The sequence below is a fragment of the Bacillus sp. AM1(2019) genome (assembly GCF_009906915.1).
Taxonomy (GTDB): domain Bacteria; phylum Bacillota; class Bacilli; order Bacillales; family Bacillaceae; genus Bacillus; species Bacillus velezensis.
The window spans coordinates 1627518-1644566 of sequence record NZ_CP047644.1 but is presented as its reverse complement, the minus strand read 5'-3'; the positions used below and the strand labels follow the sequence as shown (position 1 = coordinate 1644566).

The window sequence follows — 17049 nt, the reverse complement described above, 5'->3', positions numbered from 1 at the left end:
AATCATCCTTCCATTTCTGCCAGTTCTTCTTCAGTGTAGTAAGCCGTAATTTTTGATGTGAATAAAATGCCGTCTAAATGATCCATTTCATGCTGAACGGCTCTGGCCAAAAAACCCTCCGCTTCTAAAATAAACGGTTTTCCTTTACGGTCATAGGCTTTTACCTTTACGTAATCCGGGCGGGTGACATCGCCGTAAACCCCGGGAAAGCTTAAGCAGCCCTCGACTCCGGTCTGTTCACCGCTCTTTTCAAGAATAACCGGATTTACAAGGTCGATCCGGCCGCTTTCTTCACCGATGTCCACGACGGCCGCTCTTTTTAAAATGCCGATTTGCGGCGCGGCGAGGCCGACGCCATCCATTTCGAGCATCGTATCGTACATATCATCAAGCAGTTTTTTTAATTTTTTATCAAACACTGTCACTTCTTCGGCAGGTGTTTCCAGAACCTCCGCCGGGTGTGTGACGATTTTTTTCACAGCCAAAATTTTGCCCTCCAAAAACTAATGTTACATCAGCATGTACGGATTCATATCGATTGAAATCATTACATGCTTTTGCGCAATGTCGCGTTTATAGTGCTCCAGTATCTTTTTCAACTGAATCTGCAACTCGTTTTCCTGTCTGTATTTTATCACGCATTGATAGCGATATCTATCTTTGATCCTGGCGATCGGGGAAGCCGCCGGCCCGAGAATTTTCGTATCAGGCCCGCATCCCGCTCTTAAATAGTTTGTAATCTTTTCTGCGGTGACCGCGGCTTTTGCCGCTTCTTCATGAGAAACGGTCACCAGCGCCACGTAATAATAAGGCGGGTATGACTGGGCCCGTCTGTGCGCCATTTCCTGCTGAAAAAAAGTTTCATAGTCGTGCGTTTTCGTCAGCTGAATGCTGTAATGAGACGGTGTATACGTTTGAATGACCACCGTTCCCGGCTTTTCATGCCGCCCGGCCCGTCCGCTTACCTGCGTCAGCAGCTGGAATGTCTTCTCCGCAGCCCTGAAATCAGGGATGTGAAGCGTCGTATCTGCGCTTAATACTCCGACGAGCGTCACGTTCGGAAAATCAAGCCCTTTTGCGATCATTTGCGTACCGAGCAGGATATCCGCCTTCCCTTCACCGAACGCTGACAACAGTTTTTCATGGGCGCCTTTTCTTGAAGTGGTGTCCACATCCATCCTGATCACGCGCGCCTGAGGCAGCACTTTGGTAAGCTCCTCCTCCACACGCTGCGTGCCTGTGCCGAAAAAGCGGATATGTTCGCTGCCGCATTCCGGGCATGTTCCCGGGACAGGTTCCTCATGGCCGCAGTAATGGCATTTCAGCCTTTGTCCGTAGCGGTGATAAGTCATTGAAATGTCGCAATGCGGACATTGCGGCACATAACCGCAGTCCCGGCACATCACAAACGAGGAATACCCCCGTTTATTCAGGAAAAGGACAGCCTGCTCTTTTTTTGCAAGCTTCTCTTCCAGCTGTTCCATCAGCTCTCTTGAAAACATTGATCTGTTGCCGTTTCTCAGTTCTTCTCTCATATCAACGAGAGAAACGTCAGGCATGAGCTGGCGATTTACGCGATGTTTTAACGGTAGCAGCTCATAAACGCCTTTTTTCGCCCGCGCAAATGATTCCAATGTCGGGGTGGCGCTCCCGAGGACGACCGGACAGCTGTGATGCTCGGCCCGGCGGATGGCTACGTCCTTTGCATGATACCGCGGCATTTCCTCCTGCTTATAGGAAGATTCGTGCTCTTCATCAATAATGATCATGCCGAGATTTTCAAACGGGGCAAAGATGGCCGATCTGGCTCCGACGACAAGCCGGACTTCCTTGCGCTGAATCTTCCGCCATTCATCGTATTTTTCACCTGTGGATAACCCGCTGTGCATGACCGCAACCTGTGAGCCGAAGCGGCCTTTAAAACGGTTGACCATTTGCGGTGTCAACGAGATTTCCGGAACGAGCACGATAGCTTCTTGTCCTTTTGCCAGCACTTTTTCAATGGATTGCAGGTAAATTTCCGTCTTGCCGCTTCCCGTGACGCCGTGAAGCAGAAAGACGTGATGGACATGATCGGCTACGGCTTGTTTAATCGGCTCAAAAGCGGCCTGCTGCTCTTCTGTAAGAGAGAGCGGCTCTGTTTTTTTGAACATTCTGTCCTGATAAGGATCGCGGTAAACCTCCTCAAAGCTTTCCGTAAGAAGCCCCTTTTTAAGAAGCGTTTTCAGCGTCGCGGAACTGGAATCGGTCTTTTTGCAAAGCTCGGCCGCGGAAATCTTTGCTCCCCCGCCGATAAAATAAGTAAGCACGGCGAGCTGTTTAGAAGCCTGCTTTGTCAATGAATCTGCGTGCCGGGCGAGTTCTTCTTTGTCTGCCCCCGCTTCGATCATGCGGATCATTTTTTTATTCGTTTTTTGGGCGACTTTATATGTGACATCAATGCTTCCTTTGCGCACGAATTTCTGAAGTGACGAAAGAATGCTTTCATCGGTAATATCCGAGTACAGAAGACTTTTTTGATTCCTGAAAAGCTGTTTGATGTCCGGTGTCAGCGCTTCTTCGTCAACGACTTTCAGCTCTTTCTCGTACTTCGCCTTCAGTGCGGCAGGCAGCATTGCCTGAAGCGCCGTGATTTTAAACGACAGCGTTTTGTCAGAAAGCCATGAAGACAGCTGCATCAGTTCCTCAGTCAGAACGGGCGTCAAATCAAGAAGCTTCTCGACTTCCTTCATTGAGCCGCCGTTTAATTCAGACGAATCTTTCAAACCGGTCACAAATCCTTGAAGCTTGCGCGGGCCAAACGGGACAATCACCCGCATGCCGACTTCGATCATCCCTTTTAAATGATCGGGAATTTTGTAATCAAAGGGTCTGTCAATGTTTTTGGAGCTGACATCGACAATGACTTCTGCTACATTCATACCGGTTTTCGGTCCTCGGCTTTCAAAGCGGTCATTTCCTTCAGCATTTCAAAGGAAACGTCAAGTTTAGACATAAGCGCAAGCTCCCGTTTTCTTCCGTCCCGGAAATAGAACGTGACGACATTCGTATCCGTGCCAAATCCGGCCCCTTCCGCTTTCACATCATTCGCAACGATCATATCAAGGTTTTTCTGTTCGAGTTTTCTGCGCGCATAGCGTTCGACGTCTTGCGTTTCAGCCGCAAATCCGACCAGCAGCTGGTGTGTTTTCCGTTCGCCGAGTTCTTTCAGTATGTCTGCCGTACGGTTGAATTCGATCACGAGCGAACCGTCGTTCTTCTTCATTTTGTGATCAGAAACAGCCGCCGGCGTAAAATCGGCCACGGCCGCCGTCTTAATCACCATGTCGCATGAATCAAACACAGAAAGCACGGCTTCTCTCATATCGGCTGCCGATTGCACAGGAAGAAACTGATACAGTCCGACTGGCGGCTCTATTGACACCGGGCCTGAAATCAGCGTCACCCGCGCCCCGAGACGGACGGCGGCTTCAGCGGCGGCGTAGCCCATTTTGCCGGTGGATTTATTTGTGAAGAAGCGGACAGGGTCCACGGCTTCGCGCGTCGGACCGGCCGTAATGACAATATGTTTTCCTTTCAGCGGCGCATCGTCTTCAGGCTCCTTAAAATGCTCTCTGACACGCTCAACAATAAGCTCCGGCTCCTCCAGCCTTCCTTTGCCGACATATCCGCATGCCAAATAGCCTTCACTCGGCTCGATAAAGCGGACCCCGTCGTGATAAAGCACAGAGATGTTCCGTTTCACCGCCGGATGATCATACATATGGACATTCATCGCAGGCGCCACCCAGACCGGGGCCTCAGCCGCCAGCACCGTCGTTGTGAGCATATCGTCAGCAATTCCGTTGGCAAGCTTGCCGATGATATTTGCCGTAGCGGGCGCGACAATAATTAAATCCGCCCAGTCAGCGGCATCAATATGAGAAATCACCTTCGGATTTTGTTCATTAAATGTATCTGTATACACTTCATTCCGGCTCAGCGCCTGAAATGTCAGCGGAGAAACAAACTCACGCGCGGACTCAGTCATAATCACTTTGACGTTTGCGCCGGCCTGAACCAGCTTGCTCGTGAGTGCGGAAGCTTTATAAACGGCAATTCCTCCGCTTACGCATAGCAAAATGTTTCGGTTTTTCATGAAGTCTTCTCCCCTTTATGAAAGCATTGGACAAATCCCAAACGGAAAAAAATAACAACCTATGTAGAGATAGGTTGCTACGTGTGCTTGTTATTCGCTGTCTTCTCTTTCAAACGAAAGCAGGCCCGCGTCAATTTCTTCTAAAGCTTTGCCTACATATTTGTGAGAAATGGTATGTTCAATCTGCTGGTCTTTTTTGATCTGCATTTCACGCGCGCGTCTTGCAGACACGGTCACCAGCGTATATTTAGAATCTAATTTATTCATTAAAGAGTCAATTGACGGATCTAACATAAGTTATTCTACCTCCAGCATTTTCTTATATCTCGGAGCGACGCGTTCACGTTTTAAGTGCTCGGCGAGAACGATTGCGTTAATCTTATCACAAGCCGTTTGGATATCGTCGTTTTCAACGACATAATCATACGCGTCCATCATTTCGATTTCAGCTTTTGCGGCATTCATTCTGTTTTCGATTAAATCGTCGGTTTCAGTCCCTCTTGTCACGATTCTGTTTTTCAGCTCAGAAAGACTCGGCGGCGCTAAGAAGATAAACAGGCCTTCCGGAAATGCATTACGCACTTGGAGCGCGCCCTGCACTTCAATCTCTAAGAAGACGTCTTTTCCTTCTTGAAGCGTCTGTTCGACATAATCAACGGGCGTTCCGTAATAGTTGCCGACATATTCCGCCCACTCAAGCAGTTTGTTGTTTTCAATCATGCGTTCGAATTCATCTCTTGATTTAAAGAAATAATCGACGCCGTCGACCTCGCCCTCTCTCGGGTTTCTCGTCGTGACTGAAATTGAGTATTCAAATTTCGTGTCCTGTTGTGAAAATATTGCTTGCCGAACCGTTCCTTTTCCAACTCCGGAGGGACCTGAGAGAACGATTAATAACCCTCTTTCTTTCATGCGGCAATTACCCCTGCCCTTCATCCATAATTTCTTCTTTCACAGAAAGTCTGTGTGCAACTGTCTCAGGCTGGACGGCAGATAAGATAATGTGATCACTATCCATGACGACAACTGCACGGGTTCTTCGTCCGTATGTAGCGTCTATTAGCATTCCGCGGTCTCTTGCATCCTGGATCATTCGCTTTATTGGCGCAGACTCCGGGCTGACAATCGAAATCATCCGATTGGCGGAGATGATATTGCCAAATCCGATATTAATCAGTTTAATCGTCATCTTCTACGTTCCCCCTGTAAAATAGACGTCTCTAGTGTAACCTGAAGAGACCGTCTGTAAACAATACGCACAGTCGCTATTCTATATTTTGCACTTGTTCCTTCAATTTTTCAATAGAACTTTTCATTTCAACGACAAGCTTTGTGATTTGATGATCATTGGCTTTTGAGCCGATCGTGTTCGCTTCCCGGTTAAGCTCCTGAACAAGGAAATCAAGTTTGCGGCCGACTGCCCCGCCTTCTTTTAATATATCACGGAATTGAACAAAATGGCTCTTCAATCTGGTAATTTCTTCCGTAATATCAGAACGGTCGGCGAAAATGGCGCATTCCGTGATCAGCCTGCTTTCGTCGAGCGCGTCCTCCGTCCATTCCTTCATTCGGGCGTAAAGACGCTCGCGGTATTGAATAACAACGGCTGAAGCGCGCTCTTTCACCTGTTCGGACAGCGTCTCAAGCCGCTCAATGTGCAGAAAGCAGTCTTCCGCCAAAAGCCGTCCTTCTTTTTCCCTCATGTCACAAAGTTCCTTTACAGCCAGCTCAGCGGCTTCCCTGATGACTTCTTCAAGCTTGTCATCACGCATCTGTTCTTCGTGTATCTGCGCAATATGTTCAAATTTAAAGAAATCCATTGCATCGGGTTCTGCGGCCAGGCTGTAGCGCTCTTTCATAACGCGTGCAGCGCTCACATATTCATCAAGGAGCTCCCAATCGATGTTCAGGCTTCTTTTTATGAGCGCGTCACTGTTTACAGTGAGAAACAGCTCTACTCTTCCGCGCTGTATATGCTGCAATATCGTTTGTTTCAGCTTATCCTCTACATATAGCAAAGGCCGTGGCAGGCGGGCGTTCACTTCTTTGAACCGGTAATTGACGGATTTCAATTCAACGGTTGCCGAGAGATCGCCTTTTGTGCTGCTTGCGCTGCCGAAGCCTGTCATACTCCGTATCATATGAAACACCCAATTCTTTCCCGTTATCAAAATAAAAGGGCAATAGACATGCTATTACCCCTAAGATTATATCATATGGAATTATTTTTTTCTTGTCAAAAGTGAACCCGCCAGCAAAAAAGTAGGTATGCCCGACATACCGATAATCAGCATCCAATCGCCCGGCGTAATCGGCACTGTTTTGAAAATCGGCTGCAGCGGCGGATAATAGATGACGATGACCATCAGGAAGATAGAAGAAATGATGGCGCCGAGCAGATAGATATTTTCAAACGGATTCCGGGAGAAAACAGACGTTTCGCTCCGGCAGTCAAACACGTGTATAAGCTGAGCCAGGACAAGAGTCGCGAATGCAACGGTCTGTGCGTAGGGCAGATTTTCAGGATTGCGGTGATAGACGATGATAAACGCTAAAATGGTTGCGGCACCGATTAAAAACCCTCTTGATACGACTTTCCAGCCCAGTTTTCTCGCAAACACTCCTTCTTTCGGATGCCGCGGCTTCCGCCTCATCAGATCTCCTTCCGGCTGATCCATACCGAGGGCCATCGCCGGCAGCCCGTCAGTGACTAAGTTCACCCACAATATCTGAATCGGAACGAGCGGCAGCGGCAGAGCGAGAAGCATCGCAAACAGCATCACTAAAATTTCACCGACGTTGGAGGCGAGCAAATACCGGACGAATTTTCTTATATTTTCATAGATATTCCGTCCCTCTTTTATGGCTGATTTAATCGTAGCAAAGTTATCATCTACCAGAATGAGAGAAGAGGCTTCCTTTGCCACATCCGTTCCCGTCACGCCCATGGCAACACCGATATCTGCCTGCTTTATGGCCGGCGCGTCATTAACCCCGTCTCCCGTCATGGCGACGACGTGTCCGTTTTCCTGGAACGCTTTGACGATTTTCAATTTATGTTCAGGCGACACGCGTGCGAAGACGTAGACATCATCGACCGTTTCGATAAGTTCTTTCTCCGTAAGCTCATTCAGCGTCTTGCCGTCCATCACACGCCCCTTTTTCGGAAGAAGACGCAAATCTTTTGCAATGGCCTTTGCCGTTTCGACGTGATCCCCTGTGATCATAACCGTTTTAATGCCGGCTTCACGGCATTCTTTAATCGCCTGTCTGACCTCCGGACGGGGCGGATCAATCATGCCTGACAAGCCGAGCATCGTCAGATTTTTTTCCGCCTGCTCCATTGTCGGCTTTTCTCCGGGCTTAAGCGGTTTATAAGCAATCGCGATCGTACGCAAAGCTTGCGACGCCAGCTCTTTCAGAACCGCTTCCGTTTCTGCTTTCTTTTCTCCTGAAAATGGCGCGCTTCTTGCGTCGTACATCAGATGTGACGAGCGGTCAATCAGCACATCGGGCGCTCCTTTAGTGATGACGAACTGCTTTTTTTCCTTATCCTCTACAATGACGGTCATCATTTTGCGGACGGAGTCAAACGGAAACTCGGCAACCACGCGGTATTGCCCGTTGAGCCAATCGTTTGAATAGCCGCCCTTTCTTGCAGCCGTCAGCAGCGCTCCTTCTGTCGGATCGCCGTCGAGTACATAATGGCCGTCTTTCAGTGCGATTTCGGATGTGTTGCACAACGCGCCGAAAACCAGCATCTGTTCAAGAATCTTCTCATCTTTCAGCTTGATTTCCCGCTCATCTCGGGTGAAAACTCCCTCCGGCTCATAGCCGATGCCTGACACTTTAAATGTTTTTCCCCCTGACCACATATGGGTGACGGTCATTTTGTTTTGTGTCAGCGTGCCGGTTTTATCAGAACAAATGACAGAGGCGCAGCCCAATGTTTCAACCGCCGGGAGCTTTCTGACAATTGATTTTTGTTTGATCATGCGCTGGACGCCGATTGATAATGCCACCGTAACAATGGCGGGAAGCCCTTCCGGAATCGCGGCGACGGCCAATGACACCCCGGCCAAAAACATGCTGTAAAGCTCATGTCCCTGTAAGACGCCGACTGCAACGACCAATACCGTTAAAAGGAGCGCGACGATAATTAAAATTTTTCCGAGCTCTTCAAGTCTTCGCTGCAGCGGTGTTGAAAGGCTGCCGGCGGATTCCAGCATATCGGCGATTTTCCCCATTGCCGTATTCATTCCTGTACCGACGACGACGCCGACACCGCTGCCGCGCGTTACGATCGTACCCATAAACGCCATATTGCTGATGTCGCCTAACGAAACATCCGGCTTTCTCAGTTTATCAGCTTGTTTAACCACCGGAATTGATTCCCCGGTCAGCGCCGATTCCTCAATTTCAAGGCTTTTCGCTTCAACGATCCGCACATCCGCGCCAATCCGGTCGCCGCTTGAAAATTTCATGATATCGCCGGGAACGAGCTCCTTGGACTGAATTTTCTTCCAGCTCCCGTCCCGCAACGCTGACACATACGGCGTTGACAGCTCTTTTAATGCGTGTAAAGACTTTTCCGCCCGCCGCTCTTGAAAAAAACCGAGAACCCCATTGACAAATACAATCGCCATAATCGCTACGGCATCTACATATTCGCCTAAAAACCCGGATATTAAGGTTGCCGCCAGCAGCACGAGCACCATAAAATCTTTAAATTGGGCGAAAAACACGGCGATCGCCGGTGTCCTCTTGCCCTCCTGAAGCTCGTTCGGTCCGTGCTTTTCAAGGCGTTTTTTCACCTCTTTTTCGGTCAACCCCTGTTTAATGGACGTATTTGTTGCTTTCAGCAAATCGGTTTGTCCCATTTCATGAAACTTCATTCTTCTCGTCCACTCCCCTGCCTCGCTTTAGAGATGTCACTCTGTAAACAAGCTTATTCTGACTCGTCCCTTTTCATGCTATAATTATCGAATGCAGGAAGAAGGAAAGGGTGTTTTATATGTCTTTTGATGGCATGTTTACATACGGAATGACACATGAATTAAACAGCCGGATTGCCGGAGGCCGGATCACGAGAGTCCATCAGCCTTTTAAGCACGATGTGATATTCCATATCCGCGCTAACGGAAAAAACCATAAATTATTATTATCGGCGCATCCGAGCTATTCACGGGTGCACATGACGAATCAGGCCTATGAAAATCCGAGCGAGCCGCCGATGTTTTGTACGCTGCTCAGAAAGCATATAGAAGGCGGATTTATTGAGAAAATAGAACAGGCCGGATTAGACCGGATTATGATATTCCGCATAAAAAGCAGAAATGAAATCGGCGACGAAACCGTCAGAACGCTGTATGTTGAAATTATGGGGCGGCACAGCAATATTATCCTGACTGACGGAGAAGGAGCCATCATCGACGGGCTGAAACATTTATCTCCGTCGATGAACAGCTACCGGACCGTTCTGCCGGGCTATGATTACAAGCTTCCTCCCGCTCAGGAAAAAATTTCGCCGCTCGCCGCGGATGAAGAAGACGTTTTGCGTTATCTCAGTTTTCAGGAAGGACGGCTTGACCAGCAGATCGTCAGACATTTCTCCGGTGTTTCTCCGCTGTTTGCAAAAGAAGCCGTTCACAGAGCGAATCTCGCTAACAAAATAACGCTGCCGAAGACGCTGATTGAAATGTTCCATGCCGTAAAAGATTACAGGTTTACACCGAACATTACGACAGCCGGCGGAAAGGAATACTTTTATCTCCTGTCTCTCACACATGTAAACGGAGAGGAGCGCACCTTTCACTCTCTGAGTGAGCTGTTGGACCGGTTTTATTTCGGCAAAGCGGAACGCGACCGCGTCAAACAGCAGGCTCAGGATCTCGAGCGGTTTGTCGCAAATGAACGGAAAAAGAACGCCAATAAGATAAAAAAGCTGGAAAAGACGCTCGACTACTCAGAAAATGCGAAGGAATTCCAGCTATACGGCGAACTGCTGACGGCGAATTTATATATGCTGAAAAAAGGTGACAAAGAAGCGGAAGTCATCAATTATTATGATGAAGAAAGTAAGACAGTGACCATCCCTTTAAATCCGAACAAAACACCGTCAGAAAACGCGCAGATGTATTTTACAAAGTATCAAAAGGCGAAGAATTCCGTCGAGGTGGTAAAAGAACAGATCCGTCTGGCCGAGGAGGAAATCGCTTATTTCGATCAGCTGATCCAGCAGCTCTCCTCCGCCTCCACAAAGGATATTCACGAAATAAGGGAAGAGCTTGTGGAAGGCAAATATCTGCGACCGAAACAGCAGCGAGGACAGAAAAAGCAGAAGCAGCACGTTCCTGTTTTGGAGCAATATGAATCTTCACGGGGATTGACAATTCTTGTCGGCAAAAACAATAAACAAAATGAATACTTAACGACAAAAGCTGCCGCAAGGGATGATTTATGGTTCCACACGAAAGACATTCCCGGTTCCCACGTTGTGATTAAAAGCAGCGATCCGGATGAACAATCCATACTGGAGGCGGCTGCGATCGCCGCTTATTTTTCCAAGGCGAAAGATTCCGGCTCCGTTCCCGTTGATTATACAAAAATCAGACACGTGAAAAAGCCAAACGGCGCAAAGCCCGGATTTGTCACCTACGACAGCCAGCACACCGTATTTGTCACACCTGATGCCGACCTTGTCATACGGCTGAAAAAATAAACGCACCTCCAAGCTGAAACCCGCACTCAGCTTGGAGGTGTTTTTTATTACTTATAAACGGAGACGAAACTCTCCCAGCCGTCAGAACCGATCTTTACAGTATCTGATCAGTTTCCCGTCATGTCTGCCTGATCCGCCGGGGCCGTCTCTGATTAAAGCGGTCACACCTGATTTGTCGGCGGATACTGTCACCTTCCCTCGCCGAACCTGAGCACATCCGGGCGGGTCTCTTACCTTTCCTTTATATGCTGGCGGAATCCAGGCGGCATCGGGACCAGATAAATATTCCGCATCACTTCGAAATCCTGACCGCTTGTCGGCATATAACATTCAAACTGCCCGCTTTCGTTTTGAATTGTTCACATTCGGGGACTGTCAGGACAGTATAAAAAACACCCTGCCTGATGACAGACAAGGTGTTTTTTATGATCTTCTTCTTTTCTCAAATAATCGATCCACTTCTTCAGCCAAATCAGCAGTAATGAGAGGCTCTATGTCCTCAGCCAGTCTTTTCGTATGTGCCGGGCTTGCGCCGCTTGTTGATACGGATACTTGAATGCGACCTTTGCGGATGATCTTCGGCATATACACGCTGCCCTGTTCAGCCTCGCTTACACAATTGACCAGCTGTGTTTCAGAAGCGGTCGCGGCTATCTCCTGATTCACGCTGCGGTCATTTGTCGCGGCAATGATGAAAAAAGCGGGCGCGAGATCCTTCATTTCAATTTTACGGGAAACCCAGCGAATACGTCCTTCATCCGCCAGCTGTTTAATTTCAGGCAGGGCATCGGGACTGATTACAGTAATATCCGCGCCTTCCGGAAGCACCGTTTTGAGCCTTCTTAAGGCAACATTGCCTCCGCCCGCGATGATAATTCTTTTTCCGCTTAGATTAATGTGCAGAGGCAGCATACTGTCCCCCCTTAAAATCAAACTGGCCGCCGGGGTTTCGAACAGCTTCTGACACACGGTTCAAAAACGCCTGCTTAATATGCGGGTGAAAACCTAAGTATGAAGCGAGATGAACATTTTGATTGATCGTTTGAAGCTTTTGAACTTCCCGTTCAATCTCAGTCATTAAAAGCCCGGTAAACAGAAGATATGGAACGATAAAAACGGGTGCTCCGTCATCCTCTTCAAGGCCGGCAAACACTTCTTTATAGTGCGGGTCACATGCTGTTAAAAAACAAGGGATGACTTCTTTAACAGGTGTAATCGCCTCAAGTTTTCCGGCAATCTTACTGACTGCGTTTTTAACTGCCGGATCTGTGCTTCCTCTTCCGATCAGCACCACTTTCGCCTGCTCAATGGGCACTCCGGTATCTTCAATGCGATGATGCACCGCTTTTACGACTTCATCGTCCACTCCGATCGGAACACCATATGTCACTTTTATATCGGGATGCAGGGCCGCCGCACGGGCGATTTCAGCCGGAATGTCATGTTTTGCGTGGGCAGCGGTCAACAGCAGCAAAGGCACGGCCGCAATATGAGTGGCGCCTTGTCTGACACATGCTTCAAATCCCGCTTCAATAGACGGTTCCTGCAGTTCTAAAAAACAAATTTCCTGAATGGGAGCGTCAGCGTGCGGCATGCACCCTTTTAAAAACGCCGCCGACTCTGTCTGCGCTTTTTTCAGCCTGCTTCCGTGCCCGATGTATAAAATCGCCTGCTTCATTTACAACGCCTCGCTCAAATCCAGATTTTTCTGTTCAGATGCATACCAGTCCAGTTTGCAGTGATAATTGACGACATCGCCGATAACAATTAAGCTCGGGTTTTTGATTTCTTCTTTTAACACTGTGTCTGAAAGCGTGCCGACGGTGCAGACGACTGTTTTTTGCCTGTCCGTCGTTCCCCAATGAATAAAGGCTGCCGGGGTGCCGGCGTCTCTGCCGTTTTCCAGCAGCATTCTTTCAATCTGCCGGATATTTTTAATTCCCATATAAATCACCAGCGTATCAATGCCCGTCGCCAGCGCTTTCCATTTTTCTTCAAAGTCGTCTTCTTGTTTATAATGTCCCGTAACGAATGCGACATTGGAGCTCGCCTCTCTGTGCGTCACGGGAATGCCGGCATAAGCAGCAGCCGCGATTCCTGATGTAATGCCGGGAACGATCTCAAACGGAATGGCGTTTTGTGCGAGAGCCTCCGCTTCTTCGCCTCCGCGGCCGAAAACAAACGGGTCGCCTCCCTTGAGCCTTACAACGGTTTTCCCCTTTTTCGCATACTTCACAAGGAAACGGTTGATCGTATCCTGTTTCATAATGTGAAAATCCGGGAGCTTTCCGCAGTAAATCAGATCCGCTTCTTCTCCGGCATACTGTAAAATCTCTTTGCTTACCAATCTGTCATATAATATAACATCCGCTTTCTGTATGGCTTTCATTGCCTTCACCGTTAATAAGTCCGGATCTCCCGGACCGGCTCCAACGATAAATACTTTCCCCATAGCATGTCTCCCCGATCCGTTTTGAAATCTTCCCAGAACAGCCGCGAGGCCGCACTTCAGCTATTTTACCATATCCCGCCATTGCGGGGGATATCCGGCTGATTGCGCGGCCTTTTTGGACCTATTATGCTAAGCTGTTTTTCACAAAGTCAACCAGTCTTCCGGTGCATTCTTCGCGTTCACATTTGCCTGAATCAAGTACGAGCTCAGGCGCTTTCGGCTCTTCATACGGTGAGTCGATCCCCGTAAAGAAAGGAATTTCACCATTTCTTGCTTTTTTATATAAACCTTTCGGATCGCGCTTTTCACATATATCGAGGTCGCATTTCACGTAGATTTCATTAAATTCGCCCTCTGCCACAAGCTCTCTCACCTGATCTCTGTCCTCACGGAACGGAGAAATAAAAGCCGTGATGACGATGGTTCCCTGCTGAACGAAAAGCTTCGCCACTTCCCCGATGCGGCGTATATTTTCCTTGCGGTCATCATCGGAAAAACCTAAGTCCTTGTTTAAGCCGTGGCGGATGTTATCACCATCAAGCACGATGACTTGATAGCCTTGTTCAAACAGCTCGCGCGCTGCGGCGTTTGCAATCGTGGATTTTCCTGAACCGCTTAAGCCCGTCAGCCAGAGGATAGAGCTTTTATGCTTGTTTTTCTGCTGGTATTCTTCTTTCGTTATTGAGGCTTCATGCCACACGATATCACGATTTGTCACTCTATTTTCCTCCTTAAGAAACGCCTGCTTCTTCTTTCGTTTTCAGCCCTTTAATCAACACCTCGACAACTTCAGGACGGCTGAATTCCGCCGGCGGCATGACGCCGCTTCGCAGCATTTCTCTGACCTTTGTTCCTGACAGAATGACGTGGTCTTCTCTGTCATGCGGGCATGTTTTGGCCGTTCCCATGTTGCCGCATTTCTGGCAGAAGAAGCTGTGCTCGAATTTCATCGGTGTAATCCCGAGTTCATCCGCTGTAAATTGATCAAACAGCTCTTGCGCTTCATATGTGCCGTAGTAATCACCGACGCCGGCATGATCGCGGCCGACGATAAAATGCGTGCAGCCGTAGTTTTTGCGGACAAGCGCGTGGAAAATGGCTTCTCTCGGCCCCGCATACCGCATAGCCGCCAAAAATACGCCGAGGAACACGCGGTCTTTCGGATAATAATGATCGAGCAGCACCTGGTAGCTTTCCATTCTGACATCCGCCGGAATGTCATCTGATTTTGTTTCACCGACGAGCGGGTTCAAAAACAGGCCGTCAACCGTCTCAAGCGCGGTTTTTTGGATATATTCGTGGGCGCGGTGAACCGGATTTCTCGTTTGGAAACCGACGATGGTTTTCCAGTCCTTTTCTTCGAAGCTTCGTCTTGTATCGGCAGGTTCAAATGTAAACTCGGGAAACTGCTTTGACGCTTTTTTAATTAATGTGATCGGCCCGCCGACATACGTATCGCCGCGTGAAAATAATTTTTTCACGCCCGGATGCGCGGCATCATCGGTTTTATATACGTGAACGGCTTCTTTTTGTTTATCCGGCGTATAAATATCTTCGATGTCGACTACGCCGTATGTTTCTCCGCCGTAAGTCAGTTTCACCGTGTCACCGACGGCAAGCTCAGCCGCTTTTTCTGAATCGACCGGAAGCGTGATCGGCAGGGACCAGACAACCCCGGATGCCAGACGCATATTTTCAACGACTGACACGTAATCTTTTTCTGTGAAAAATCCTTCAATCGGGCTGTACCCCCCGATCCCGATCAGCTCTAAATCAGCGAACGAAATCAAATCAAGCTCAATTTCTTTTTGGACGGATGTAAGATCATACTGCTCATTTACCCGATTAATTAATGTTCCTCCGTGCGGTGCTAAACTCATAATACATGATTCCTCCCAGTTAACAGATAAATAAACTCAGATTAATAGTTAAATGCCTCCGCCTTGTTCATGGACAGAGCGTTTCTCTTTTCGGATGGCTTTCATCAGACTGGCGGCTCCGCCAGCTGCCAAAAGCACGCTGGCCATCATAAAGATGGAATAGTAATCTCCTTTTAACAGCAGGGAGACAAGCAAATACGAAATCGACAGTGACAAAAACGGTGAAACGACCCATACTTTGAGCATCGTTTTCACGACTTCTTTATGAAAAACGTTCGGCCCGTTTTTGGCCATTCCGATACCGATAATTGATGATGATGTGACTTGCGCCAATGGGACCGGCAGACCGAAGACGGAACTGATAATGACAAGCCCCGCGCCGGTTCCTGAAAGCAGTATGCCTTCTCCGGCTGAAAATCTCGTAATCTTTTTCCCGTTGGTTTCAAGCACTTTACGTCCTAAAAGCAGAGCGCCGAGAGCGACAAAGATGCCTCCGTACAGCGTTCCTTTGGACACGCTGAGCACGCCCGCAGCAACCAGAGGGCCCACTGCATTTGCGACATTATTCATTCCGGCTGAAAAAGCTTCCCAAAACCCCGCAATCAGCAGCACAATCCCTAAAATCTTCTGTTTCCGATTCGAAATGACTCGAATATTCAGAGAACTGAATACCTTCGAGACGAGAAACGTGAAACAGAACGCGACAAACGGTACAAGCACCCAAAAACTCACGATGACCAAAAGATGCTGTAAAAACAATACTTTGTACGCGACGCCGACACCGACAATCGCCCCGACAGTGACCTCACTCGTCGACAGCGGAATGCCGAGCACATTCGCCGTGAATAACGATAGCGCCGCCGATCCGATAATAATGCAGACAATGGTGAGCGTAATGGTTTGTTCGGGAATGATTCCGCCGCTGATCGTCTTAACAACTTCACCGCCGCCGATAACCGCCCCTGACAGGACTCCGGCCGCGCAGATGATCAGCGCATACGTTTTCTTTTTAACGGCGCCGGACCCGTAAGCGACTCCCATTGAAGCCGCGGCTCCGCTGGCTCCGATATTCATGGCAAAAAACAGGCAGAATAAAATAGCGGCTAATTCCATCGTGCAGCTCCTTTATTCATGCAGTCCGCATTCTGTTTTCGCCATGCCGTTCCATCTGCCGCTCCGCAAATCTTCCGCGGTAAATGCAGGTGAAGTGCACGGTTCACAGCCGATGCTCGGATACCCCTGATCGTGGAGGATATTGTAATCCAGCTCATGCTTGGAAGTATATCTCCAGATGTCTTTCCATGTCCAATGGATCAGCGGGCATACTTTAATCGATTGGAACTTGTCGTCTTTATTCAGGAAATTCGTATTCGCCCGGCTCGGCCCTTGATCCCGGCGAAGACCGGACAGCCATGCCGGATGCCCCGCGAGCGCTTCTCTTAACGGCAGAATTTTTCTGATGTAGCAGCACTGGTTCGGTTCTCTTTCCCACAGTTTATCTCCGTGAGCCTCGGCCTGTTCCTCAAGAGTAAGGCTTGGCTTTTTCAGGATAATGTTCAGCCCCGGGTAACGCTCTTTCGCTTTTTCGATCGTTTCATATGTTTCTTTAAAGTGAAGACCCGTATCAAGAAACACGATTTCCGCGTCTTTCTTTACTTTAGAAATTAAATCGATCAGGACGATGCCCTCAATCCCGAAGCTGCACGCGTAAACAAGCTGGTCTCCGTAGTGGCCGTATGCCCATTTTAAAACGGACAGCGCGCCTTTATAGGAATCGTCTTCCGGAAATGTAATCGCCGGCTCTTCCCATGTGTCATACGTTAGCATTTTTTCTTTCCTCCTCCCGGAGACAATCAAA

Annotated in this window: 16 protein-coding genes; 1 reads left to right on the top strand and 15 read right to left on the bottom strand. The window is 48.6% G+C overall.

Annotation, left to right across the window (positions count from 1 at the left end; all coding sequences use genetic code 11):
* Positions 1 to 2: 2 nt before the first annotated feature.
* From def to GNE05_RS08280, 8 genes are all read right to left on the bottom strand, one after another.
* Positions 3 to 485, bottom strand: a complete 483-nt coding sequence (gene def / locus GNE05_RS08315) for a peptide deformylase (protein ID WP_014417743.1) — start codon at positions 483 to 485, stop codon at positions 3 to 5.
* 24 nt (positions 486 to 509) lie between these two features.
* The gene (gene priA / locus GNE05_RS08310) at positions 510 to 2921 is read right to left on the bottom strand and encodes a primosomal protein N' (RefSeq protein ID WP_039063083.1); all 2412 of its coding nucleotides are present in this window, start codon (positions 2919 to 2921) and stop codon (positions 510 to 512) included.
* Complete coding sequence (coaBC, locus tag GNE05_RS08305; protein ID WP_021493703.1) at positions 2918 to 4138, bottom strand: bifunctional phosphopantothenoylcysteine decarboxylase/phosphopantothenate--cysteine ligase CoaBC; 1221 nt, start codon at positions 4136 to 4138, stop codon at positions 2918 to 2920. The genes priA and coaBC overlap by 4 nt, the downstream gene beginning before the upstream one ends.
* A gap of 90 nt (positions 4139 to 4228) precedes the next feature.
* Positions 4229 to 4432: a DNA-directed RNA polymerase subunit omega gene (rpoZ, locus tag GNE05_RS08300; RefSeq protein ID WP_003154346.1), complete on the bottom strand. Its 204-nt coding sequence runs from the start codon at positions 4430 to 4432 to the stop codon at positions 4229 to 4231.
* 3 nt (positions 4433 to 4435) lie between these two features.
* Entirely contained in the window at positions 4436 to 5050 is a 615-nt protein-coding gene (gene gmk / locus GNE05_RS08295; protein ID WP_003154347.1) for a guanylate kinase, read from the bottom strand.
* 7 nt (positions 5051 to 5057) lie between these two features.
* On the bottom strand, positions 5058 to 5327 hold the full coding sequence (remA, locus tag GNE05_RS08290) for an extracellular matrix/biofilm regulator RemA (protein WP_003154355.1): 270 nt from the start codon (positions 5325 to 5327) through the stop codon (positions 5058 to 5060).
* 76 nt (positions 5328 to 5403) lie between these two features.
* A complete protein-coding gene (locus GNE05_RS08285; RefSeq protein WP_014417740.1) occupies positions 5404 to 6279 on the bottom strand; it encodes a YicC/YloC family endoribonuclease in 876 nt (291 codons plus the stop codon).
* A gap of 81 nt (positions 6280 to 6360) precedes the next feature.
* Positions 6361 to 9033, bottom strand: coding sequence for a calcium-translocating P-type ATPase, SERCA-type (locus tag GNE05_RS08280; RefSeq protein ID WP_021493704.1), 2673 nt, complete (start codon positions 9031 to 9033; stop codon positions 6361 to 6363).
* A gap of 119 nt (positions 9034 to 9152) precedes the next feature.
* Between GNE05_RS08280 and GNE05_RS08275 the strand changes: the two genes are divergently transcribed.
* Positions 9153 to 10859 (top strand): Rqc2 family fibronectin-binding protein, encoded by a 1707-nt coding sequence (locus GNE05_RS08275; protein WP_061862629.1) that lies wholly within the window; start codon positions 9153 to 9155, stop codon positions 10857 to 10859.
* 423 nt (positions 10860 to 11282) lie between these two features.
* Here the strand turns inward: GNE05_RS08275 and GNE05_RS08270 are convergent, their stop codons facing one another.
* The 7 genes from GNE05_RS08270 to GNE05_RS08240 form a co-directional block, all read right to left on the bottom strand.
* Entirely contained in the window at positions 11283 to 11771 is a 489-nt protein-coding gene (locus GNE05_RS08270) for a precorrin-2 dehydrogenase/sirohydrochlorin ferrochelatase family protein (RefSeq protein WP_014417736.1), read from the bottom strand.
* A complete protein-coding gene (locus tag GNE05_RS08265) occupies positions 11752 to 12537 on the bottom strand; it encodes a sirohydrochlorin chelatase (RefSeq protein ID WP_014417735.1) in 786 nt (261 codons plus the stop codon). The genes GNE05_RS08270 and GNE05_RS08265 overlap by 20 nt, the downstream gene beginning before the upstream one ends.
* The gene (cobA, locus tag GNE05_RS08260) at positions 12538 to 13311 is read right to left on the bottom strand and encodes a uroporphyrinogen-III C-methyltransferase (RefSeq protein WP_063095306.1); all 774 of its coding nucleotides are present in this window, start codon (positions 13309 to 13311) and stop codon (positions 12538 to 12540) included.
* A gap of 124 nt (positions 13312 to 13435) precedes the next feature.
* Positions 13436 to 14029, bottom strand: a complete 594-nt coding sequence (gene cysC / locus GNE05_RS08255) for an adenylyl-sulfate kinase (protein WP_007611313.1) — start codon at positions 14027 to 14029, stop codon at positions 13436 to 13438.
* A 13-nt stretch (positions 14030 to 14042) separates the two neighbouring features.
* Positions 14043 to 15191, bottom strand: a complete 1149-nt coding sequence (gene sat, locus GNE05_RS08250) for a sulfate adenylyltransferase (protein WP_160182660.1) — start codon at positions 15189 to 15191, stop codon at positions 14043 to 14045.
* A gap of 48 nt (positions 15192 to 15239) precedes the next feature.
* Complete coding sequence (locus tag GNE05_RS08245; protein WP_012117522.1) at positions 15240 to 16304, bottom strand: sulfate permease; 1065 nt, start codon at positions 16302 to 16304, stop codon at positions 15240 to 15242.
* 12 nt (positions 16305 to 16316) lie between these two features.
* A complete protein-coding gene (locus GNE05_RS08240) occupies positions 16317 to 17018 on the bottom strand; it encodes a phosphoadenylyl-sulfate reductase (protein ID WP_160182659.1) in 702 nt (233 codons plus the stop codon).
* Positions 17019 to 17049: the final 31 nt, after the last annotated feature.